The organism is Shewanella basaltis (assembly GCF_023283885.1).
Lineage (GTDB): Bacteria > Pseudomonadota > Gammaproteobacteria > Enterobacterales > Shewanellaceae > Shewanella > Shewanella basaltis.
On sequence record NZ_JAKILA010000002.1, the window covers coordinates 278,304 to 297,267 of the forward strand.

An 18,964-nucleotide genomic window follows, 5' to 3' on the forward strand; every position below is an offset into this window, starting at 1 on the left:
GGCCGCTAATTTATGTCTCCTGAATCGCTAATTGATATTTTTAGAGAAGCTTTGTCAGTCATTGTATTGATAGTGTCGGCAATTATTTTACCTGGTTTATTTATCGGTTTAATCGTGGCAGTGTTTCAGGCAGCAACCTCTATTAACGAACAAACTTTAAGTTTTTTACCCCGCCTTTTAGTTACCCTATTTGCTTTGATGTTTCTAGGCCACTGGCTTGTTCAAACCATGATGGATTTTTTCCTTGAAATGGTGAACCTTATTCCTGTGGTGATAGGGTAGTTATGGACATTTTGTTTGATGAAATTAGTCAAACAATTGCTGCTTATTTGTTGCCGTTTTTTCGCATCTCTTCCATGTTGATGGTGATGACGGTTTTTGGTGCCAATACAACGCCATCTCGTGTGCGTTTGCTTTTGTCGGTGGCAATCACGGTTGCTGTCGCACCTGTGTTACCTCCAGTTGAATCCATTGAACTGATAGCCTTTAGCTCTGTTTTTGTGATCACTCAACAAATTCTTATTGGGGTTTCAATGGGGTTTGTGACATTAATGGTGATGCAAACCTTTGTGTTAACTGGGCAAATTATTGGTATGCAAACCAGCTTGGGCTTTGCTTCTATGGTAGACCCAGGTTCTGGTGAGCAAACCCCTGTGGTCAGTAATTTCTTTTTACTGCTCGCGACCTTAATATTTTTGGCTGTTGATGGACATTTATTGATGTTCAGAATGCTGGTGGCCAGTTTTGAAACCATTCCAATTTCAACCCAAGGTATTTCAATTGCTAATTATCGCGCGCTAGCAGACTGGGGCAGCTTTATGTTTGGTGCGGCATTAACCATGTCAATTTCAGCGATTGTGGCATTGTTATTGATTAACCTTTCCTTTGGTGTCATGACCAGAGCGTCACCTCAGCTAAATATTTTCTCGATTGGTTTTCCGGTTACTATGGTCAGTGGTTTGCTGATCTTGTGGTTAACTTTAGGTCCTATCATGGCGCATTTTGATGAGGTTTGGCAGGCTGCACAGTTGTTGATGTGCGATGTGTTACAACTTCAATGTCAATCAGACGCCGCTATCGTGTTCTAAGGAGGGGAAATGGCCGAAAATGACAGCAGTCAAGAACGTACAGAGGAACCCACCAGTAAGCGACTTGAACAAGCCCGTGAGAAAGGTCAAGTCGCTCGCTCAAAAGAACTTGGAACTGCGGCGGTATTACTCGCCGCATCGGTGGGCTTTGCAATGACTGGGCCTTCGATTGCCATTAGCCTTTATACCATGATGAAACAGATTTTCTCCATGGAGCGCGATCAAATATTCGATACCAATTCAATGTTTCGGGTTTGGGGCGTTGTTGGCAACGAGCTTGCGTGGCCATTACTGAGCTTTATAGCCTTACTGGCGTTTGTCTCTTTTTTAGGCAATATCGTATTGGGTGGTATGTCGTTTTCAGTTAAAGCCTTTATGCCAAAAGGCAGTAAGCTCAATCCGCTGAATGGCTTTAAGCGTATGTTTGGTACCCAAGCGCTGGTTGAGTTAACCAAAGGTATTGCAAAGTTTTCTGTTGTCGCCTTGTCGGCATATTTTTTACTCAGCTTTTATTTTTACGATATTTTAATGCTATCGAGCGATCATCTGCCAGGAAATGTATACCATGCATTAGATCTGCTAGTGTGGATGTTTATTTTATTGTGTAGTTCTATGTTGTTTATTGTGGTGATTGATGTGCCTTTTCAAATATGGAATCACAATAAACAGCTTAAAATGACTAAGCAAGAGGTCAAAGATGAATATAAAGATACCGAGGGTAAGCCTGAGGTAAAAAGTCGCATTAAGCAAATGCAGCACGAGATGGCACAGCGACGTATGATGACAGAAGTGCCTAAAGCCGATGTGATTGTGGTCAACCCTGAGCATTATGCCGTTGCGGTTAAATATGATGTGACGCGATCATCCGCGCCTTTTGTTGTCGCAAAAGGGGTTGATGATGTGGCCTTTAAAATACGTGAAATTGCCCGAGAACATAATGTAGCAATCGTGTCTGCGCCTCCCCTTGCTCGCGCCATTTATCATACCACTAAGATTGACCAGCAAGTGCCTGAGGGGCTATTTACTGCGGTGGCTCAAGTATTAGCTTATGTGTTTCAACTACGACAATATCAAAAAGGTAAAGGACGTAAACCCAAGCCTATTCCGTACAAACAACCCATCCCAGATGATTTGCAGTATTAATGCGCAGCGGCATACTCAACCTCAAGTGTGGTAACACATAACAAGCTTGAAAGTAGGCTAAGGTTTGCATCGCAATCCCCCTTTATCCTGCATTCAGTCATCATTCATTGCCGGTCGAGTAAGTTATGGCTTAATTCTTGCTTTCTCAGTTTAATCGCGTCAAATAACAGTCCTTTGGCGTAGTAGACTGACAGTAAGGGTTCATCTTATATGGATGCAAAAGCAGCTTTAGGGCAATTTAAACAAATCAGACCATCTACGTTTAAAGGTATTGGTACGCCTTTACTCGTATTAGCCGCCTTAGGCATGGTCGTTTTACCTATACCGCCATTTTTGCTCGATATCCTGTTTTCTTTCAATATTGCATTAGCCTTAGTGGTGTTACTTGTTGCGATTTATACCGACAGACCTCTGGATTTTGCAGCTTTTCCTACAGTATTACTTGTGGCAACGCTATTGAGATTGGCTCTAAACGTTGCATCGACTCGAATTGTACTTTTAGAAGGCCATAATGGTGGTGATGCCGCAGGTAAAGTCATTGAAGCCTTTGGTTCAGTGGTGATTGGCGGTAACTACGCTGTGGGGTTAGTGGTCTTCTTAATCCTTATTATTATTAACTTTGCCGTTGTGACAAAAGGTGCTGGACGTATCTCTGAGGTGAGTGCTCGATTTACCCTAGATGCAATGCCGGGTAAGCAAATGGCCATTGATGCCGATTTAAATGCCGGTACATTAACCCAAGATCAAGCGCGCATACGCCGAGCTGAAGTGACCCGAGAAGCCGATTTTTACGGGGCAATGGACGGTGCGTCGAAGTTTGTTAAGGGCGATGCGATTGCCGGTATTATGATCCTAGTGATTAACATTCTGGGTGGCTTTGTCATTGGTATTGTGCAGCATGATCTTGATTTCTCAAGTGCGGTTGAAATTTATACCTTGCTCACCATTGGTGATGGTTTAGTCGCGCAAATTCCTGGTTTGCTATTGTCTATTGCCGCGGCATTAATGGTGACGCGCCAAAATGAATCGGGTGACATGGGTCAGATGATGATGAGTCAGATGTTTGACAATCATAAGTCATTAGCGATTGCGGCGGGTTTATTGTTTGTTATGGGTATTGTGCCTGGAATGCCCCACGTGGCCTTTTTGACATTTGCTTTCATTACCGCAGGCGCAGCCTATTTTGTTTACAAACGTAATATTGATAAAAAACAAGCAGCATTAGCTGTTGCGACCAAAGGCCCTGCAGAAGCCAAAGATAAAGAGCCCAAAGAGCTGAGTTGGGATGATGTACGTCATGTTGACACCATCGGTCTTGAGGTGGGTTATCGTTTGATTCCGCTGGTTGATAAGTCGCAAGGTGGCGAATTATTAGGTCGAATTAAAGGCGTACGCAAAAAATTATCTCAAGAACTCGGATTTTTAGTGCCAGCGGTACATATTCGTGACAATCTAGACTTATCGCCTAACGCTTACCGAATTTCACTGATGGGCGTGGTGGTTGGCGAAGCCGAAGTTAGGCATGATTGCGAACTTGCCATTAACCCAGGGCAAGTTTATGGCAAGCTCGATGGTATCGAAACCCGAGATCCAGCCTTTGGGTTGGAAGCTGTATGGATAACGCCTGAGCAACGCGAGCATGCACAAACATTAGGTTATACCGTAGTTGATACCGCAACGGTTGTCGCAACTCATATCAGTCAGTTGTTGAGTAATAATGCTGCTAAATTATTAGGTTACGAAGAAGTGCAGCAGTTAATGGATATGTTAGCCAAAAATTCGCCTAAGTTGGTCGATGGCTTTATACCAGACATTATGCCACTGGGCTCTGTGGTTAAAGTGATGCAAAACTTACTCAATGAAGGAGTATCGGTACGTGATTTACGCACCATAGTACAAACTCTTTTAGAGTATGGCAGTAAGAGTAACGATACTGAAGTGCTTACCGCCGCGGTTCGTATCGCGCTCAAACGGATGATAGTCCAAGAAATCTCAGGACCTGAACTTGAAATTCCCGTCATTACATTGGCGCCAGAGTTGGAACAGATGTTGCATAAGTCAATGCAGGCGACAGGTGGTGAAGGGCCAAATATTGAACCAGGCCTTGCAGAACGCATGCAGCAATCACTTTTAGATGCTGCACAGAAACAAGAAATGGTGGGACAACCAGCCATATTATTGACTTCTGGGATGCTCAGATCCACGCTGTCACGGTTTGTTAAGTACACTATTCCAAATTTACGCGTAATTTCTTACCAAGAAATTCCCGACGAGAAACAAATCAGAATTGTTTCTGCTGTAGGCCAATAGTGATAACGTCAGATTAAAGAGGTGCGTACGTGAAAATTAAACGATTTTTTGCCAAAGATATGCGTGCAGCATTGGCACAAGTTAAAGACACTCTAGGCTCTGACGCTGTTATTATGTCTAATAAAAAAGTCACCGGCGGTATTGAGATAGTTGCCGCAGTTGACTACGACGAGCCTAAAGCCTCCATGGCATCACAAGCGCCAACAAACAGTTTTATGGATCTCAGTGATGATAAAGTGTCTATCGGCGTAAAGCCTGCTGTTAAAGCGCACACAAAAGTGAGCCCACCTCCAGCAGCTGACTCGTTACAAGCATTGCTTGAAAAACAACACAATCGCATGGCACAACAAATGTCAGTTCGCCAAGATGAGCCTGAATTACCAGAGTGGGCTCGTCAATTACAAGGTGCTAAAACGACTAAGCCTACACAGAGTGCGCCAGCAGCAAATCAGCTTGATAAATCAAGCAAAAGCAATAAAAATCAATCAGCAGAGCTCGACTCATTGCGAGAAGAAATGGCATCGTTAAGAAGCTTGCTAACCCATCAAGTCTCTTCGTTGATGAAAGATCATAAAAAACGTTCAGATCCTGTTGGGGCTATGTTAGAAAGTAAATTAGTGTCGGCTGAGTTTTCTCATGCAGTTGCTGCTAAACTAGCTGGACTGAGCCAACATTATACGCCAGTAGATTTAGTACGTGCTTTGCCGCAAAGCTTAGCTAATCTGCTTGATAACCAAGGTGATGATATTGTCAAACGTGGTGGTGTGGTTGCGTTTGTTGGCCCAACAGGTGTGGGTAAAACAACATCGCTAGCGAAAATAGCAGCCCGTTTTGCCGCTCATCATGGTCCAGAACAAGTGGCGCTGATAACAACCGACCATTATCGTATTGGGGCGTATGAGCAATTAGCGACCTATGGTAAAATCATGGGCTGTCCAGTTAAGCAAGCTCATGATTTAAGTGAATTAGAACAAATTTTGTATCAGTTTAGAAATCGCAAGCTAGTGTTAATTGACACCGCCGGTATGGGACAACGTGATATGCGTCTTTATCAACAACTTGATAATTTGACTGCAAATAGTAGGATCCCTATCCGCAGTTACTTAGTGATGTCTGCCACAGGGCAACGCCGTGTTCTACAAGATGCGGTTGAACATTTTAAGCGTATTCCATTGTCTGGGGCTATTTTAACCAAATTAGATGAGTCAGTATCAATTGCAGGTGCATTGAGCGTATTGATTCAAAATGAGTTACCATTGAGTTATGTGACTGACGGTCAACGTGTTCCAGAAGACATGAAAGTGGCTGATACATTAGAATTAGCCAAGCAAGCACTAGCAGCATTAAACGAAACAGAACAACCAACGTCACAAGACACGGCATGGTCACATGACAATGCCTATGCATTTGAGTAAAGATATGACTCGGGATCAAGCAAGTGGTTTACGTATGATGAATCAACCAAATAACGATAAAGTTAAAGTAATTGCCGTATCCGGTGGTAAAGGCGGTGTCGGTAAAACAAGCGTGTCAATTAACACCGCAGTCGCACTGGCCGAAAAGGGTAAACGTGTACTGGTGCTTGATGCTGACTTAGGTTTAGCAAACGTAGATGTGATGCTAGGGATCAGGGCTGAGAAAAATTTATCTCATGTTTTATCAGGTGATGCCGAATTAGATGACATCATTGTACGTGGCCCCAAAGGTATTGGTATTGTTCCAGCCACTTCGGGGACTCAAGCCATGGTGGAATTAACCCAAGCTCAACATGCGGGGTTAATTAGAGCGTTCAGTGAAATGCGTACCCAGTTTGATATATTAATTGTTGATACTGCGGCGGGTATTTCAGACATGGTATTGAGTTTTTCTCGTGCATCGCAAGATGTGCTGATTGTTGTCTGTGATGAGCCGACCTCCATTACCGATGCCTATGCTTTAATTAAGATTTTAAGTCGCGAACATGGGGTGTTTCATTTTAAAATTGTGGCTAATATGGTTCGCAGTTTACGTGAAGGCATGGAATTGTTTGCTAAACTTAGCAAAGTAACAGACAGATTTTTAGATGTGGCGTTAGAATTGGTTGCCACTGTGCCATTTGATGAAAATTTACGTAAAGCGATTCGCAAACAAAAATTAGTGGTAGAGGCATTTCCAAAGTCACCCTCAGCGATTGCTTATCATGGGTTGGCTAATAAGATAATGACTTGGCCTATTCCACAGCAACCCGGTGGTCATCTAGAATTTTTTGTTGAGCGTTTAGTACAACGTAAACCTGTTGATGAGGTGAGAGCGAGTGAATAAAGCCGCAGCGTATACTCAGTTCGATAACAAAACATCGATTGTTGAACAGTATGCACCGTTGGTGAAAAGAATTGCTCATCATATGTTGGCAAGATTGCCCGCATCAGTGCAACTGGATGATTTATTACAAGCAGGTATGATGGGGCTTCTTGAAGCATCATCAAAATTTGATGGCAGTAAAGGGGCGAAATTTGAAACCTTTGCTGGTATACGTATTCGTGGGGCGATGATAGATGAAATTCGCCGCGGAGACTGGGTTCCGCGCTCAGTTCATCGTAATAATCGTCGTGTAGCTCAAGTTATTGATGAACTTGAACAACTGTTAGGACGTGATGCACGAGACACAGAAATTGCTGAAAAACTTGATATGTCTCTCGATGAGTACCATCATATCTTAAATGATGTTTCTGTAGGTAAAATCATAGGCATAGAAGACCTTGGTGTTTCTCAAGATGTGTTGAGCACAAACGAAGAGTCACCAGATGAAGCTTTTGATTCTCTAGCTGAGACTCAATTTCAATCAGCATTGGTTGAAGCAATTAAAACATTGCCCGAAAGAGATGCATTAGTGTTGTCGTTATATTATGACGAAGCATTAAATTTAAAAGAAATTGGTGCCATCCTTGAGGTTAGCGAGTCGCGAGTAAGTCAGATATTAAGTCAGGCTATGCTCAGATTAAAAGCTAAACTCAAGCATTGGACACAAGAATAATAACTAATTATAGAGCAAACGAGTGTCAGCTCACCGGAGGAAACCTTGGACAAGAATATGAAGATTCTTATTGTTGACGACTTTTCAACAATGAGACGTATCATTAAGAACTTGTTGCGAGACTTGGGATTTAACAATACCCAAGAAGCAGATGATGGCTCAACAGCCCTACCTATGTTGCAAAAAGGTGATTTTGACTTTGTTGTAACAGACTGGAATATGCCTGGAATGCAGGGTATTGATTTACTTAAAGCAATCCGCGCAGATGATTCACTCAAACATTTACCCGTATTAATGGTGACCGCTGAAGCTAAGCGTGAGCAAATTATTGCAGCAGCGCAAGCTGGTGTTAACGGTTATGTCGTTAAACCATTTACTGCGGCAACGTTGAAAGAAAAGCTAGATAAAATCTTTGAACGATTAGCATAAGCAAGGATAAGTCATGCAGGCATCATTATCGGGGTTAATTACTCTCGAACAGGCCCAGCAACTTGTTGAACTGCTATCGGCGGGAGAGCAAGATAAAGCTGACGAAATCATCAGGGAGTTAGCACATCCTTTGCAGCGAGAGCTGTTTGAGGAGGTTGGAAAACTCACTCGCCAGTTACACAGTGCGTTAAAGGACTTTCAAGTTGATAACCGTTTATCAGAATTAGCTAAAACCGAAATTCCGGATGCTAAGGAAAGATTAAACTACGTTATTGATATGACAGAGCAAGCTGCTAATAAAACCATGGATGCGGTTGAAGAATGTTTGCCTTTGGCCGATACAATAATCAGCAATATTCAATCAGTGACTCCTATGTGGGATAAATTGATGCGTCGGGATATTGAGCTAGGTGAATTCAAGTCACTTTGCCATGACGTTCAGCAATTTATGTCTAACAGTGAGCATGACTCAAATCGTCTTCGCGAATTGCTCAATCAAATATTGATGGCGCAAGATTTCCAAGATTTAACCGGGCAGATGATCCGCAGAGTGATTGAACTTGTGCGAGAGGTAGAGAGTAATTTAGTGTCAATGTTGACTGTGTTTGGTGAACATACCACTGAATCGCTGCCTACTGTTAAAGATAATAAGATAGAGGCTGAAGGCCCAATCATGAATGCCGAGTTACGTGAAGACGTGGTCACGGGTCAAGATGAAGTTGATGATCTGCTATCAAGTCTGGGTTTCTAATTAGGAGTCAATTTAATGTCATTTGATGTTGATGAAGAGATACTCCAGGACTTTTTAATTGAAGCTGGTGAAATTTTAGAGCTTCTACAGGAGCAGTTGGTTGCTCTTGAAAATAATCCTGATGACAGTGATTTACTAAACGCCATTTTTCGTGGATTTCACACAGTAAAAGGTGGAGCGGGCTTTTTAAGTTTGACTCCAATGGTTGACGTTTGTCACGAAGCCGAGAACACGTTCGATTTGCTACGTACAGGCAAACGCAGTGTTAATGCTGAGCTCATGGATATTATTTTGCAGGCTGTTGATGCCATTAATACCATGTTTGCACAAACCCAACAGGGGCAACAACAAGATCCTGCAGATTCTGACTTACTTTCAAAGCTGAAGTTATTAAGCTCTGGTGCTCCTTTGCCTTCAGAAATGGGCGAGAGCGCTTCTGAGCCAGAAGTCATCGAAGACGCTGTTGAGGTTATTGAACCTGAGTATATTGAAGACATTACCCCACAAGCCAGCGCTGACACAAATGGTGCGGCGATTGACGAAATTGACGAATCCGAATTTGAAGCCTTGCTCGATGCATTACACGGCACAGGGAAAAGCCCTACATCTTCTGCTGGTGCGGCAATAGCCCAAGAAGCAGAGATACCTAAGTCGACAGCATCATCTTCAAGTAGTGATGAAATCACCGACGATGAATTTGAAGCATTACTAGACGAGCTTCATGGTTCAGGGTCTTTTAAAGCTAAAGCCGAATCGGTAAGCGAAAAACCTAAACCTGCAGAACCTGTAGTTGAACCACTAGTCGATTCAGACGAAATTACTGATGATGAGTTTGAACGATTACTTGATGAATTACATGGAAAAGGCGGTGCTCCAGCTGTGGCTGCATCTCCTAAACCAACGCCAGCTAAATCACCAGAGGCTCCTAAAGCCACACCGTCATCGGCTCCTGCGGCTAAACCAGCGCCTGCACCAGCACCGAAGCCCGCAGCTGCGCCAGTTGCTAAACCTGCTGTAGCGCCAAAAGCTGACGTTGTTCAAGAAAAAGCGCCGGCAAAAGCCAATGCGGTTCCGCAAGGTGAAACAACGGTTCGTGTTGATACTGCTCGCCTTGACCAAATTATGAATATGGTGGGTGAATTAGTACTAGTGCGCAATCGCTTAGTGAGTTTAGGCATCACTCGCGAAGACGAAGAAATGTCTAAAGCGTTAGCAAACCTTGACCTTGTTACTGCAGATTTACAGGGTGCAGTAATGAAAACCCGCATGCAACCGATTAAAAAGGTGTTTGGTCGTTTCCCTCGGGTTGTGCGCGATTTAGCGCGCACATTAAACAAAGAAATTGATTTAGTCATGATTGGTGAAGAAACCGATCTAGACAAAAATTTAGTTGAAGCATTAGCCGATCCACTCGTCCACTTAGTCCGTAACTCGGTTGATCATGGTATTGAGATGCCAATCACTCGTGAGGCTAATGGTAAACCTCGCTCGGGCACGATAACCCTATCAGCCAGTCAAGAAGGTGATCACATCCTGCTAAAAATTGAGGATGATGGCGCGGGAATGGACCCCGAAAAGCTAAAACAAATAGCGATCAGTCGCGGTGTGTTAGACGAAGATGCCGCGGCAAGAATGACTGATAACGAAGCGTACAATCTGATTTTTGCACCAGGTTTTTCTACCAAAGTTGAGATCTCAGACATTTCTGGTCGTGGCGTTGGTATGGATGTGGTTAAAACCCGTATTAATCAGTTAAACGGTACTGTTCATATTGACTCAATGAAAGGTAAAGGCACCATTCTTGAGATTAAAGTGCCATTAACTTTGGCGATTATGCCAACACTTATGGTCGATGTGTCTAAGCAAGTGTTCGCTTTGCCGTTATCAAGTGTTAATGAGATTTTCAACCTAGACTTGACTAAAACCAATATTGTCGATGGTCAATTAACGGTGATTTTCCGTAATAAAGCCGTGCCTTTATTTTATCTTGAGCAATGGCTTCACAGCAAAAAAACCAAGTTTAAGCATGGCGATAAAAAGCATGGGCATGTAGTGATTGTGCAATTAGGTACAATGCAAATTGGTTTTGTAGTTGATGCGCTAATAGGTCAAGAAGAAGTTGTCATTAAACCCTTAGGGAGTATGTTACAAGGCACACCTGGTATGGCTGGGGCAACAATTACATCAGATGGCGGCATCGCACTGATCCTCGATATTCCTGGTTTACTTAAACATTATGCCAAAAACAAAAAATAAAAAGTTCCATAATTTAAGGAATTAAATGGCTATAAAAGTATTAGTTGTAGATGATTCTAGCTTTTTTCGACGTCGAGTCAGTGAGATTGTTAACCAAGATCCTGATCTCGAGGTCATTGCTGTTGCTGTTAATGGCAAAGAAGCGGTTGATATGGCTGCAAAGTTAAAACCTCAAGTGATAACCATGGATATTGAAATGCCTGTGATGGACGGTATTAGTGCTGTCAGAGCAATCATGGCCAATAATCCAACGCCTATTTTAATGTTTTCATCCTTGACTCATGATGGGGCTAAAGCAACACTCGACGCACTCGAAGCGGGTGCATTAGATTTTTTGCCTAAGCGTTTTGAAGATATTGCGACCAACAAAGATGAAGCTATTTTGTTGCTGCAACAACGGATTAAAGCTCTTGGACGCCGTAGAATATACCGTCCAAGCATTGCACCTTTGCCTGCGAGTAGTTCAGAATCTCGTCGCCCTATAGGTGGCGCAGAATCAACACTCGCAGCACGTCGACCGTTAACCTCAAGATTATCGAATCACAGTGCAACAAATAGTGCGCTGACATTATCTCAACGTGCTTCTGCTTCATCACCTGTTGAGCGACAAAGCCAACAAGCGGCTCCGGTCAGTTCGTCAGTTGCTAGCATTAGAGCCAGTGGTAAACAATACAAGCTATTACTTATTGGGACCTCTACAGGAGGGCCTGTTGCGCTGCAAAAAGTATTGACGGCATTCCCTGCCAATTATCCTCATCCTATCGTGTTAATACAGCATATGCCTGCCGCATTTACTCCTGCGTTTTCTGCTCGTTTGAACTCATTGTGCAAAATTGAAGTGAAAGAAGCTGAAAATGGTGATGTGATGCGTTCTGGTTGTGCTTATCTTGCTCCTGGTGGAATGCAGCTGATGATTGAGCGTACGGGAATGACCGGGCGCTTAAAGGTGGTCGCAGGCAATAGCGACATGAATTACAAGCCTTGTGTTGACATCACATTTGCCTCAGCGTCAAAAGCCTTTGGTGGTGACGTATTAGCAGTTGTGTTAACCGGTATGGGAGCAGATGGTCGGGAAGGGGCGAGAATGCTTAAATCGGCAGGGGCGACCATTTGGGCTCAAGATGAGGCCAGTTGCGTCGTTTATGGTATGCCACAAGCGGTGGCATCTGCGGGGCTTGCAGCGCATTCTATTTCGCTTGATTCTATGGCTGAGGCTATTTTAAAAGAGACAAGTCGTGGCTAACTCAACGACCTCTCTCACGACTAAGCTGACGTTGGGTTTATTTTTGTGCTTGGTTGCCATTCTAGTATTAGGCAGTTTATATGTCGATTCGCAGCGTAAAATGTCTTTACTCTCAAAAGAAATTGAGCAATTAAAGGCCTCGCAAGTGCTATTGATGGTACCTGAAGATCAAGCTGAACACATTGCTAACTGGTTGTTGAATCATCCTGAGCAAACCCAAGCCATGATAAACCAAACGGGTAAAAATGAAGCTAAAAGTGTGCTAATTGGCCCAGGGGCAGCCGTGGCAACTAATGACCAATTATCATCCCCGGCTGACAGCTCACAGACATTGCCGTCACAAGAGGTTATCGTGTCTGAAAACGCCCAAGGCGTTAAAGTCATTAGTTTGCCTAATGGGGGTATTCGAGTCACGACTCGGGAAGATACCCCACAAAAACAATAATGAGCAATCCATCGAACAGTGATAAGTTGAGAGGCTTTTTTTGAAAGTATGGACAGTGGCAAATCAAAAAGGTGGTGTTGGTAAAACCACCACTGTTGCAAGCCTTGCTGGAGCAATAGCCAAGCGTGGGCAACGAGTATTGATGATTGATACCGATCCTCATGCGTCATTGGGCTATTATCTTGGTATTGATTCAGAAGAAGTGCCGGGCTCACTTTATGATGTATTTGTTAATCATCAGACCTTGACTAAAGAATTGGTTTTGCAAAATGTGATCCCCACTCAAATTGAAGGGCTAGACATCATTCCTGCAAATATGGCCCTGGCAACATTAGACCGCTCTTTGGGACATCAAGAGGGAATGGGCTTGGTGCTTCGCAATTTATTGTCATTAGTAGAAGAACAATATGATGTGGCCATTATTGATTGCCCTCCCGTACTAGGGGTGTTAATGGTCAATGCACTTGCTGCCAGTGAACATATTATCATTCCGGTGCAGACCGAGTTTTTGGCGATTAAAGGCTTAGAAAGAATGGTAAAAACCATGGAGATTATGGGCCGTTCTAAAAAGACACGCTACAGTTATACCGTGCTACCAACCATGTATGACAAACGCACTAAAGCATCACCAATCGCATTGCAATTTTTACAAGACAAGTATGGTCAAACATTATGGCCAAATGATGTGATCCCTGTTGATACTAAATTCAGAGACGCCAGTTTAGCGCATTTACCGGCATCCCATTACTCACCAACGAGTCGTGGGGTTAAAGCATATAATCGCTTGCTTGATTTTTTATTCGCTCGGGAGTTTGCTCATGTCAAAATCGGTTGATGAAACTGTTTTTGATTATTTCAGTTTGTTATTACAGGAACCGGCACCTGCCAAGACCGTAATACAGCCTGAAGCTAAACCAGTTAAAGGAACTACTTCAAGTCCTTCTGCGCCAGCGGTGGACAGCAAAAGTGTGGTAGATACCTACGTTAATAATAAGCCCGAGGCGTTGATGCCAAATGCATCAACATCAAAAGTTATCGGTAGCCGAAGCTTTGCTGAACCTGCAACACAGGTCGATAAATTAGCACTTGAAAAACTCTTGTCTGCTGTGACCCAAGCAGACAAACAAACTGATATTCAATTGCAAATTAAAGCCAGTGCCAAAAGAGTGCGTGAGGCTATTAGTCAAACAGAGACTAAAACTCTTGCGCCATCAGTTGACGGTGTGCAATTACAAAAAACGCCTCTAGCGGGTAAAGAAATCAACTCGTTAGTCGATATAAAAACAGATGATAGTACGCTTAATGCGTTAAAAGACGCTATTATTAAGCATGACAAACTCGCAGAGGAAAAATCTGCCCAGCAATTGCAACACGCCAAGGGTGCAATACCACCCAGTGTGACTCAAAATTTACAAGACGTGTTAGACGATGAGTTTCAGGTGTTATTTTTTAATGTTGCAGGATTAACGTTAGCCGTGCCGTTAGTGAGTTTAGGTGGCATTATCAAGATAGATAAAATCAATCATCTTATTGGTCGACCATCGTGGTTTAAAGGTGTGCAAACACACCGCGACAGTAAAATTAATGTGGTTGATACTTGTGCCTGGGTGATGCCAGAAAAATATTCACCAGAACTGGCAGAAACGGTAAATTATCAATATCTTGTTATGCTAGAAAATAGTGCTTGGGGGTTAACCTGTGAGTCACTGGTTAATGCCGTTAAAATAGATAAATCTCACGTCAATTGGCGTGAAAAACCAGGTAAGCGACCATGGCTTGCTGGGGTAGTAAAACAACAAATGTGTGGTATTTTGCATGTTCAAGCATTAATTGAAATGCTTGATGCTGGTTTAGGTTGTCAGGATTCGATTGACCGAGGTTAACTATGAGCGATTCTAGAAGTGTAGCAGCTGTTGCTGCGGGTAAAGACGATGCGGTATTACAATGGGTGACATTTAAGCTAGACCATGAAACCTACGGCATAAATGTTATGCAGGTACAAGAAGTATTACGTTATACCGAGATTGCGCCAGTACCCGGTGCACCTCATTATGTGTTGGGTATTATTAATCTTCGCGGTAACGTGGTAACCGTCATTGATACTCGGTCACGCTTTGGTTTGCAATCAGCTGAACTTGACGACTCAACCCGAATTGTTATTATCGAGGCTGAAAAGCAAGTGATTGGTATTTTGGTCGACAGCGTTGCAGAAGTCGTTTATTTACGCCGCTCTGAAATAGACAATGCACCAAACGTGGGTACTGAAGAAAGCGCCAAGTTTATTCAAGGTGTGAGTAATCGTGATAATGAACTATTGATTTTAGTAGATCTAGACAAGCTATTGTCTGATGAAGAGTGGGTTGAATTAACTCAACTCTAAAATCAAGGTTGTAACCCAAAAGCCAACCCTTGTATGTTGGCTTTTTTGTTTTGCTCGACTACATGGCTGTATGGGTACATAGATGGGTGATGAATTGTTAATTGCAGCACTAGTTTGCGTGGTAGGCTGCCTGGGCATGGTGCTTTATTTACAGAAACAATCACGCAAGTTAAAAACCAAAGTTGACGCTTTAACGGTTTTGGTCAAAGAAAGTGATCGTCAACGTGAAACCGTAAAGCGTGAATTGCATGAACTTCGAAGCGGTACTATTGGGGTTGGTCGTCGTGTTCTTGAGTTAGAGAAAAAGCTCTCCCAGCAGTCAGACAAGCTCGAAGAAGCCAGTCAACAAGACCCACAAGCTAAGTTATATTCTCGCGCTGTTAAAATGGTGGGCTTAGGGGCTGGAGTGGAAGAGTTAATGCAAGAGTGTGAGTTACCTAAAGCAGAGGCTGAACTGATTTTGCGATTGCATAGAAAATAATCATTACAACGAGTGAAATAAAAACGCCATCAAATTTGATGGCGCTTTTATTTACCTATGATTCAGTATCTACTTGCGGCGCATTTTAGCGACAAACATCCCATCGCTGTCAGCAATTTGCGGCCATATAGTGAGCATGTTGCACAACTGAGCTGTAAATGGATGAACTACTGGCACTAATTCAAATTCATTGGTTTGCGCTAAAAATGCTTCAACCACCTGCTCGTTTTCGCTAGGTGACAATGAGCAGGTTGCATACACTAACTGCCCTCCTGATCTCACTGCAGCAGCACTGCGGGTTAAAATATCAAGTTGTAACGCAGGTTTATCGTTCACCGCACTGGCATCATCTAACCAACGCATATCCGGATTACGTCGCCAGGTACCTGTACAGCTACAAGGCGCATCAACCAACACACCATCAAATGTGCCAGGGTTAACCGGTAAGGCATCCGATGTCCACGGCGCGATTGTAATATTATTAAAGCCTGCACGTTTCACTCGTTTATTGAGTTCTTCTAATGGCTTGTTACGGATGTCAGACGAGGTAATTGTGCCCTGACTTTGCAGATCTTGTTGTAACATCAATGAACGTAACTGTAAGGTTTTACCTCCTGCGCCGCTACATGCATCCCACCACATTTGATCGGCTTGAGGTTGACATATTTGGCCAATAACTTGCGAGGCTAAATCTTGGATTTCAATGTGCCCTTGCTTGTAAACATCAATAGCGTTGAGATTGAGGCTTTTGTGACCGAGGCTAATGGCGTCAGGAAAGTATTGACTAGCAATGGCGTCAACTCCGGCTTTATTCAGTTGCGCAAGGGCAGCGGTGGTCTTCATGCTCTGCACACGAGCCCATATTGGCGGGCGACTGGTCATAGCTTCTACGACTGCGAGCTCATCGGCGGTTGTAATAGGGCAGGTTTGCCAGAACCAGCTAGGCAGTAAATCACTCGGTTGACAGGCGGTTAGGCCTGAAAGCGACGTAAATAACGCAAGTTTGTCACTAATGTTGCCGCTGTTTGTTCTTGGTATTTCTGTTGGCGTCCACGCGGCAATTAAATCCCATGCTTGAGTGATATCGTGCCAAGCATGTTGTTCAAGTGCAGCGCAAGCGCTTAACTGTCTAAACCATGTCACGTGGGGTTGCTCGCTTTGTAACTGACTTAACCAGCCCCACCAACGGAACAAACCAAACAAACTTTCGCGGATAACACGTCTGTCTTTTGAACCATGCTTTTTGTTTTCCCGAAAGTATTGTCCAATAATCCTATCGGCAGGCATTTTGCTGCCCATGACCTGGTTAAACAGCATTTCAATGGTGCTGGCATAACTCAGTGCACGTTTTTGTGCAGGTGTGCTGATATCAATATCAACGCTGTCATTTATAACAGACAGAAAGGGTTTAGCAGAATATGTTTGACTCATTAAATAACCTGAAGTGACTAAATAGCAACAGTATTGGTGCAACGTAATGCAATATGGCGCTAGTTTACCATGCCTTGTGGCGAAAACCGCATTGGTCTGCGGAGTTAGTTGCGGCAACTAAAAATGTGGTTTGGGTTAAAAATCTAACGATAAGGCAAAACACAAGTAGGCCATCAATGAGCGGGTTTGCTCAAACTCGTTACTGCAAAATGCGACAAAGTCTTCACTGCAAACTTGTGCTTTAGTGACGGCTTTAATGGCAATAAAGTCTTTACGTTTAAGCTCATCAATTAATGGGTGTTGGCTGTCAAATCCCCGTGGTGGCCTAACTAAACTGTCACCCGTTAATTCAAAGCCAGCTTGTTTTAACGCTGCTAAGGCTTTTTGATAGCCGTTAGGGTTTTCATCAATGCAATGCCTTATGGCATTTAGTGCTTTGGCTTCGGGATGCCAAATACCCGCAGCAATAAAACACTCATCATTAGCCACATGCACATAAAACCCAGGGGCATGAACATCTTTTCCCTGAAAGTGCCTAAACTGAATACCAACATTGGTTTTGTATGGGGATTTATCTTTACTAAAGCGACTGTCCCGTTGTGGGCGCATTAAGCTGCCACCTACTTTTTTAGCGACTGCGGTAAACCGAGGTGATAGCGCTAAGATAGGGCCTTGCATTGCTTCTATAAAGTCTAGTGCAGGTGTGCGAACCTTGTTTTCATATTCGGCTTGATTTGCCTTAAACCATTCTCTGTCGTTGTTGTTTGCCAGTTGTTGTAAAAATTGAAAACTATGTGTGCTGAACATGGCAGTACCTTTTAATATGATGAATGTCACTGCAATACACTTACTTGATGTGTAGTTGTTTTAGTGGTGCGGCAACAATGCATGTTAACCCAACGGCGTTGGAGTGCAATATCACCTAGAAGGCTATTATTTTAGATTAATCATGTCATTTAACCTGGGCGTTGGGAATCATTTATGCCTTGTTTTGGTCATGATTAGCGCGATTGCCTTGTTGACGCAACGTCTATTGTCATTTGGTGATGTTAATTAGGGCGATTGAAATGCTTATTATTTAATCGGTTATTGTTTTTTGTGGCGTATATTGGCGATAATTTTACAATTAACTTATTTTTTTATGGCTTTGAATGTGGTTTTTAATCTGCTGTAAGCTACTGAGTTGATAGTTTATTTTTTGTCCGAGATGAATGTTAGTTTGATATAAATAAGGATTTAGTGTTAAAATTGATCTAAATACTGTTTTATCCTATTTTTGCTGTTAATTTTTGATGGCACCTTGATCGTAACTTCCCTAAATCACATTCATTCACATTGGTATAACATTTTTTCTGATTAACATGTTAGTGTGTTCAGTGTGGCTTAGTGGCGCTCAACGTTAGCTGGTTTTAATTATTTGGTTGGCGAGAATAGATTGAACAAGGTCACATTGATGATAACAAAGTCACAGCTTGATGGTATTACAGTACATAATCATAAATAGTTTTTATGGATAGATTACACTCTGGAATGAAAATTCCTCTACAAGAAAGGATTGACCATGACTGAACACTCCCTCGGTATAGTGGGTTGGCGAGAATGGGGCACTTTTCCTGAGATTGGCAACGAAAGAGTCAAAATCAAAGTGGATACTGGTGCAAAAACGTCCTGTTTGCATGCGTTTAAGATTAAACCGTTCCAAAAAAATAAACAAAAGTGGGTCCGAGTTTGGCTTCATCCGGAGCAAGACTCAGATCGTGAAGTAGTGTGCGAATTCCCTGTATTTGATCGCCGAGCAGTCAGTGACTCTGGCGGACATGTGACTAACCGCTACGTGATACAGACACCGATTATTATTGGTGACCAACAATTCGACATCGAGCTGACCTTAACAAACAGAGATAACATGAAATTTAGAATGTTACTTGGTCGACGCGCGTTAGAAGGGCGTTTTTTGGTTAATTCAGCCGAGTCATATTTAGCAGGAGAGTAGC

At 43.0% G+C, this 18,964-nt stretch carries 19 protein-coding genes; 17 read left to right on the plus strand and 2 right to left on the minus strand.

All coding sequences use genetic code 11. The features are described 5' to 3' along the window. The first annotated feature begins 12 nt into the window (after window positions 1–12). The 16 genes from fliQ (at window position 13) to L2703_RS03100 (ending at window position 15,539) form a co-directional block, all read left to right on the plus strand. Window positions 13–282: a flagellar biosynthesis protein FliQ gene (fliQ, locus tag L2703_RS03025; protein ID WP_188958896.1), complete on the plus strand. Its 270-nt coding sequence runs from the start codon at window positions 13–15 to the stop codon at window positions 280–282. Between the two features lie 2 nt (window positions 283–284). Further along, window positions 285–1,088, plus strand: coding sequence for a flagellar biosynthetic protein FliR (gene fliR, locus L2703_RS03030; RefSeq protein WP_248969659.1), 804 nt, complete (start codon window positions 285–287; stop codon window positions 1,086–1,088). A 9-nt stretch (window positions 1,089–1,097) separates the two neighbouring features. Then, complete coding sequence (gene flhB / locus L2703_RS03035; protein ID WP_248969660.1) at window positions 1,098–2,231, plus strand: flagellar biosynthesis protein FlhB; 1,134 nt, start codon at window positions 1,098–1,100, stop codon at window positions 2,229–2,231. 210 nt (window positions 2,232–2,441) lie between these two features. Then, window positions 2,442–4,541, plus strand: coding sequence for a flagellar biosynthesis protein FlhA (flhA, locus tag L2703_RS03040; RefSeq protein ID WP_248969661.1), 2,100 nt, complete (start codon window positions 2,442–2,444; stop codon window positions 4,539–4,541). Between the two features lie 29 nt (window positions 4,542–4,570). Next, window positions 4,571–5,956: a flagellar biosynthesis GTPase FlhF gene (gene flhF, locus L2703_RS03045; protein ID WP_248969662.1), complete on the plus strand. Its 1,386-nt coding sequence runs from the start codon at window positions 4,571–4,573 to the stop codon at window positions 5,954–5,956. Window positions 5,957–5,960: 4 nt separating this feature from the next. Beyond that, entirely contained in the window at window positions 5,961–6,842 is an 882-nt protein-coding gene (locus L2703_RS03050) for a MinD/ParA family protein (protein ID WP_248969721.1), read from the plus strand. Further along, window positions 6,835–7,554 carry an RNA polymerase sigma factor FliA gene (locus L2703_RS03055; protein ID WP_248969663.1) on the plus strand — a complete coding sequence of 240 codons (720 nt, stop codon included), beginning with the start codon at window positions 6,835–6,837 and terminating at the stop codon, window positions 7,552–7,554. The genes L2703_RS03050 and L2703_RS03055 overlap by 8 nt, the downstream gene beginning before the upstream one ends. 45 nt (window positions 7,555–7,599) lie before the next feature. After that, window positions 7,600–7,983, plus strand: a complete 384-nt coding sequence (gene cheY, locus L2703_RS03060) for a chemotaxis response regulator CheY (RefSeq protein WP_007649667.1) — start codon at window positions 7,600–7,602, stop codon at window positions 7,981–7,983. A gap of 13 nt (window positions 7,984–7,996) precedes the next feature. Then, entirely contained in the window at window positions 7,997–8,734 is a 738-nt protein-coding gene (locus L2703_RS03065; RefSeq protein ID WP_248969664.1) for a protein phosphatase CheZ, read from the plus strand. A gap of 15 nt (window positions 8,735–8,749) precedes the next feature. Next, window positions 8,750–10,990: a chemotaxis protein CheA gene (locus L2703_RS03070; protein WP_248969665.1), complete on the plus strand. Its 2,241-nt coding sequence runs from the start codon at window positions 8,750–8,752 to the stop codon at window positions 10,988–10,990. Window positions 10,991–11,015: 25 nt separating this feature from the next. After that, window positions 11,016–12,233: a protein-glutamate methylesterase/protein-glutamine glutaminase gene (locus tag L2703_RS03075; RefSeq protein ID WP_248969666.1), complete on the plus strand. Its 1,218-nt coding sequence runs from the start codon at window positions 11,016–11,018 to the stop codon at window positions 12,231–12,233. Beyond that, window positions 12,226–12,678, plus strand: a complete 453-nt coding sequence (locus L2703_RS03080; protein WP_248969667.1) for a membrane anchored protein in chemotaxis locus — start codon at window positions 12,226–12,228, stop codon at window positions 12,676–12,678. Before L2703_RS03075 ends, L2703_RS03080 begins: the two co-directional genes overlap by 8 nt. Window positions 12,679–12,718: 40 nt before the next feature. Beyond that, entirely contained in the window at window positions 12,719–13,513 is a 795-nt protein-coding gene (locus L2703_RS03085; RefSeq protein ID WP_248969668.1) for a ParA family protein, read from the plus strand. Beyond that, window positions 13,497–14,561 carry a chemotaxis protein CheW gene (locus L2703_RS03090; protein WP_248969669.1) on the plus strand — a complete coding sequence of 355 codons (1,065 nt, stop codon included), beginning with the start codon at window positions 13,497–13,499 and terminating at the stop codon, window positions 14,559–14,561. The genes L2703_RS03085 and L2703_RS03090 overlap by 17 nt, the downstream gene beginning before the upstream one ends. Window positions 14,562–14,563: 2 nt before the next feature. Further along, entirely contained in the window at window positions 14,564–15,058 is a 495-nt protein-coding gene (locus L2703_RS03095) for a chemotaxis protein CheW (RefSeq protein ID WP_248969670.1), read from the plus strand. A gap of 82 nt (window positions 15,059–15,140) precedes the next feature. Next, window positions 15,141–15,539, plus strand: coding sequence for a DUF2802 domain-containing protein (locus L2703_RS03100; protein WP_248969671.1), 399 nt, complete (start codon window positions 15,141–15,143; stop codon window positions 15,537–15,539). 69 nt (window positions 15,540–15,608) lie between these two features. Here L2703_RS03100 and L2703_RS03105 read toward each other — a convergent pair whose 3' ends face one another. Then, window positions 15,609–16,970 carry an RsmB/NOP family class I SAM-dependent RNA methyltransferase gene (locus L2703_RS03105; protein ID WP_248969672.1) on the minus strand — a complete coding sequence of 454 codons (1,362 nt, stop codon included), beginning with the start codon at window positions 16,968–16,970 and terminating at the stop codon, window positions 15,609–15,611. 135 nt (window positions 16,971–17,105) lie between these two features. Continuing rightward, a complete protein-coding gene (locus L2703_RS03110) occupies window positions 17,106–17,777 on the minus strand; it encodes a DUF2461 domain-containing protein (RefSeq protein WP_248969673.1) in 672 nt (223 codons plus the stop codon). A 754-nt stretch (window positions 17,778–18,531) separates the two neighbouring features. On the opposite strand from L2703_RS03110, the gene L2703_RS03115 reads away from it, so the two are divergent. Next, entirely contained in the window at window positions 18,532–18,963 is a 432-nt protein-coding gene (locus L2703_RS03115) for an ATP-dependent zinc protease family protein (protein WP_248969674.1), read from the plus strand. The last annotated feature ends 1 nt before the right edge of the window (window position 18,964 follow it).

Coding starts and splice junctions, on each gene's coding strand:
- fliQ (WP_188958896.1), top strand. CDS start 13: ATGTCTCCTGAATCGCTAATTGATATTTTTAGAGAAGCTTTGTCAGTC.
- fliR (WP_248969659.1), top strand. CDS start 285: ATGGACATTTTGTTTGATGAAATTAGTCAAACAATTGCTGCTTATTTG.
- flhB (WP_248969660.1), top strand. CDS start 1,098: ATGGCCGAAAATGACAGCAGTCAAGAACGTACAGAGGAACCCACCAGT.
- flhA (WP_248969661.1), top strand. CDS start 2,442: ATGGATGCAAAAGCAGCTTTAGGGCAATTTAAACAAATCAGACCATCT.
- L2703_RS03050 (WP_248969721.1), top strand. CDS start 5,961: ATGACTCGGGATCAAGCAAGTGGTTTACGTATGATGAATCAACCAAAT.
- L2703_RS03065 (WP_248969664.1), top strand. CDS start 7,997: ATGCAGGCATCATTATCGGGGTTAATTACTCTCGAACAGGCCCAGCAA.
- L2703_RS03070 (WP_248969665.1), top strand. CDS start 8,750: ATGTCATTTGATGTTGATGAAGAGATACTCCAGGACTTTTTAATTGAA.
- L2703_RS03075 (WP_248969666.1), top strand. CDS start 11,016: ATGGCTATAAAAGTATTAGTTGTAGATGATTCTAGCTTTTTTCGACGT.
- L2703_RS03090 (WP_248969669.1), top strand. CDS start 13,497: ATGTCAAAATCGGTTGATGAAACTGTTTTTGATTATTTCAGTTTGTTA.
- L2703_RS03095 (WP_248969670.1), top strand. CDS start 14,564: ATGAGCGATTCTAGAAGTGTAGCAGCTGTTGCTGCGGGTAAAGACGAT.
- L2703_RS03100 (WP_248969671.1), top strand. CDS start 15,141: ATGGGTGATGAATTGTTAATTGCAGCACTAGTTTGCGTGGTAGGCTGC.
- L2703_RS03105 (WP_248969672.1), bottom strand. CDS start 16,970: ATGAGTCAAACATATTCTGCTAAACCCTTTCTGTCTGTTATAAATGAC.
- L2703_RS03110 (WP_248969673.1), bottom strand. CDS start 17,777: ATGTTCAGCACACATAGTTTTCAATTTTTACAACAACTGGCAAACAAC.
- L2703_RS03115 (WP_248969674.1), top strand. CDS start 18,532: ATGACTGAACACTCCCTCGGTATAGTGGGTTGGCGAGAATGGGGCACT.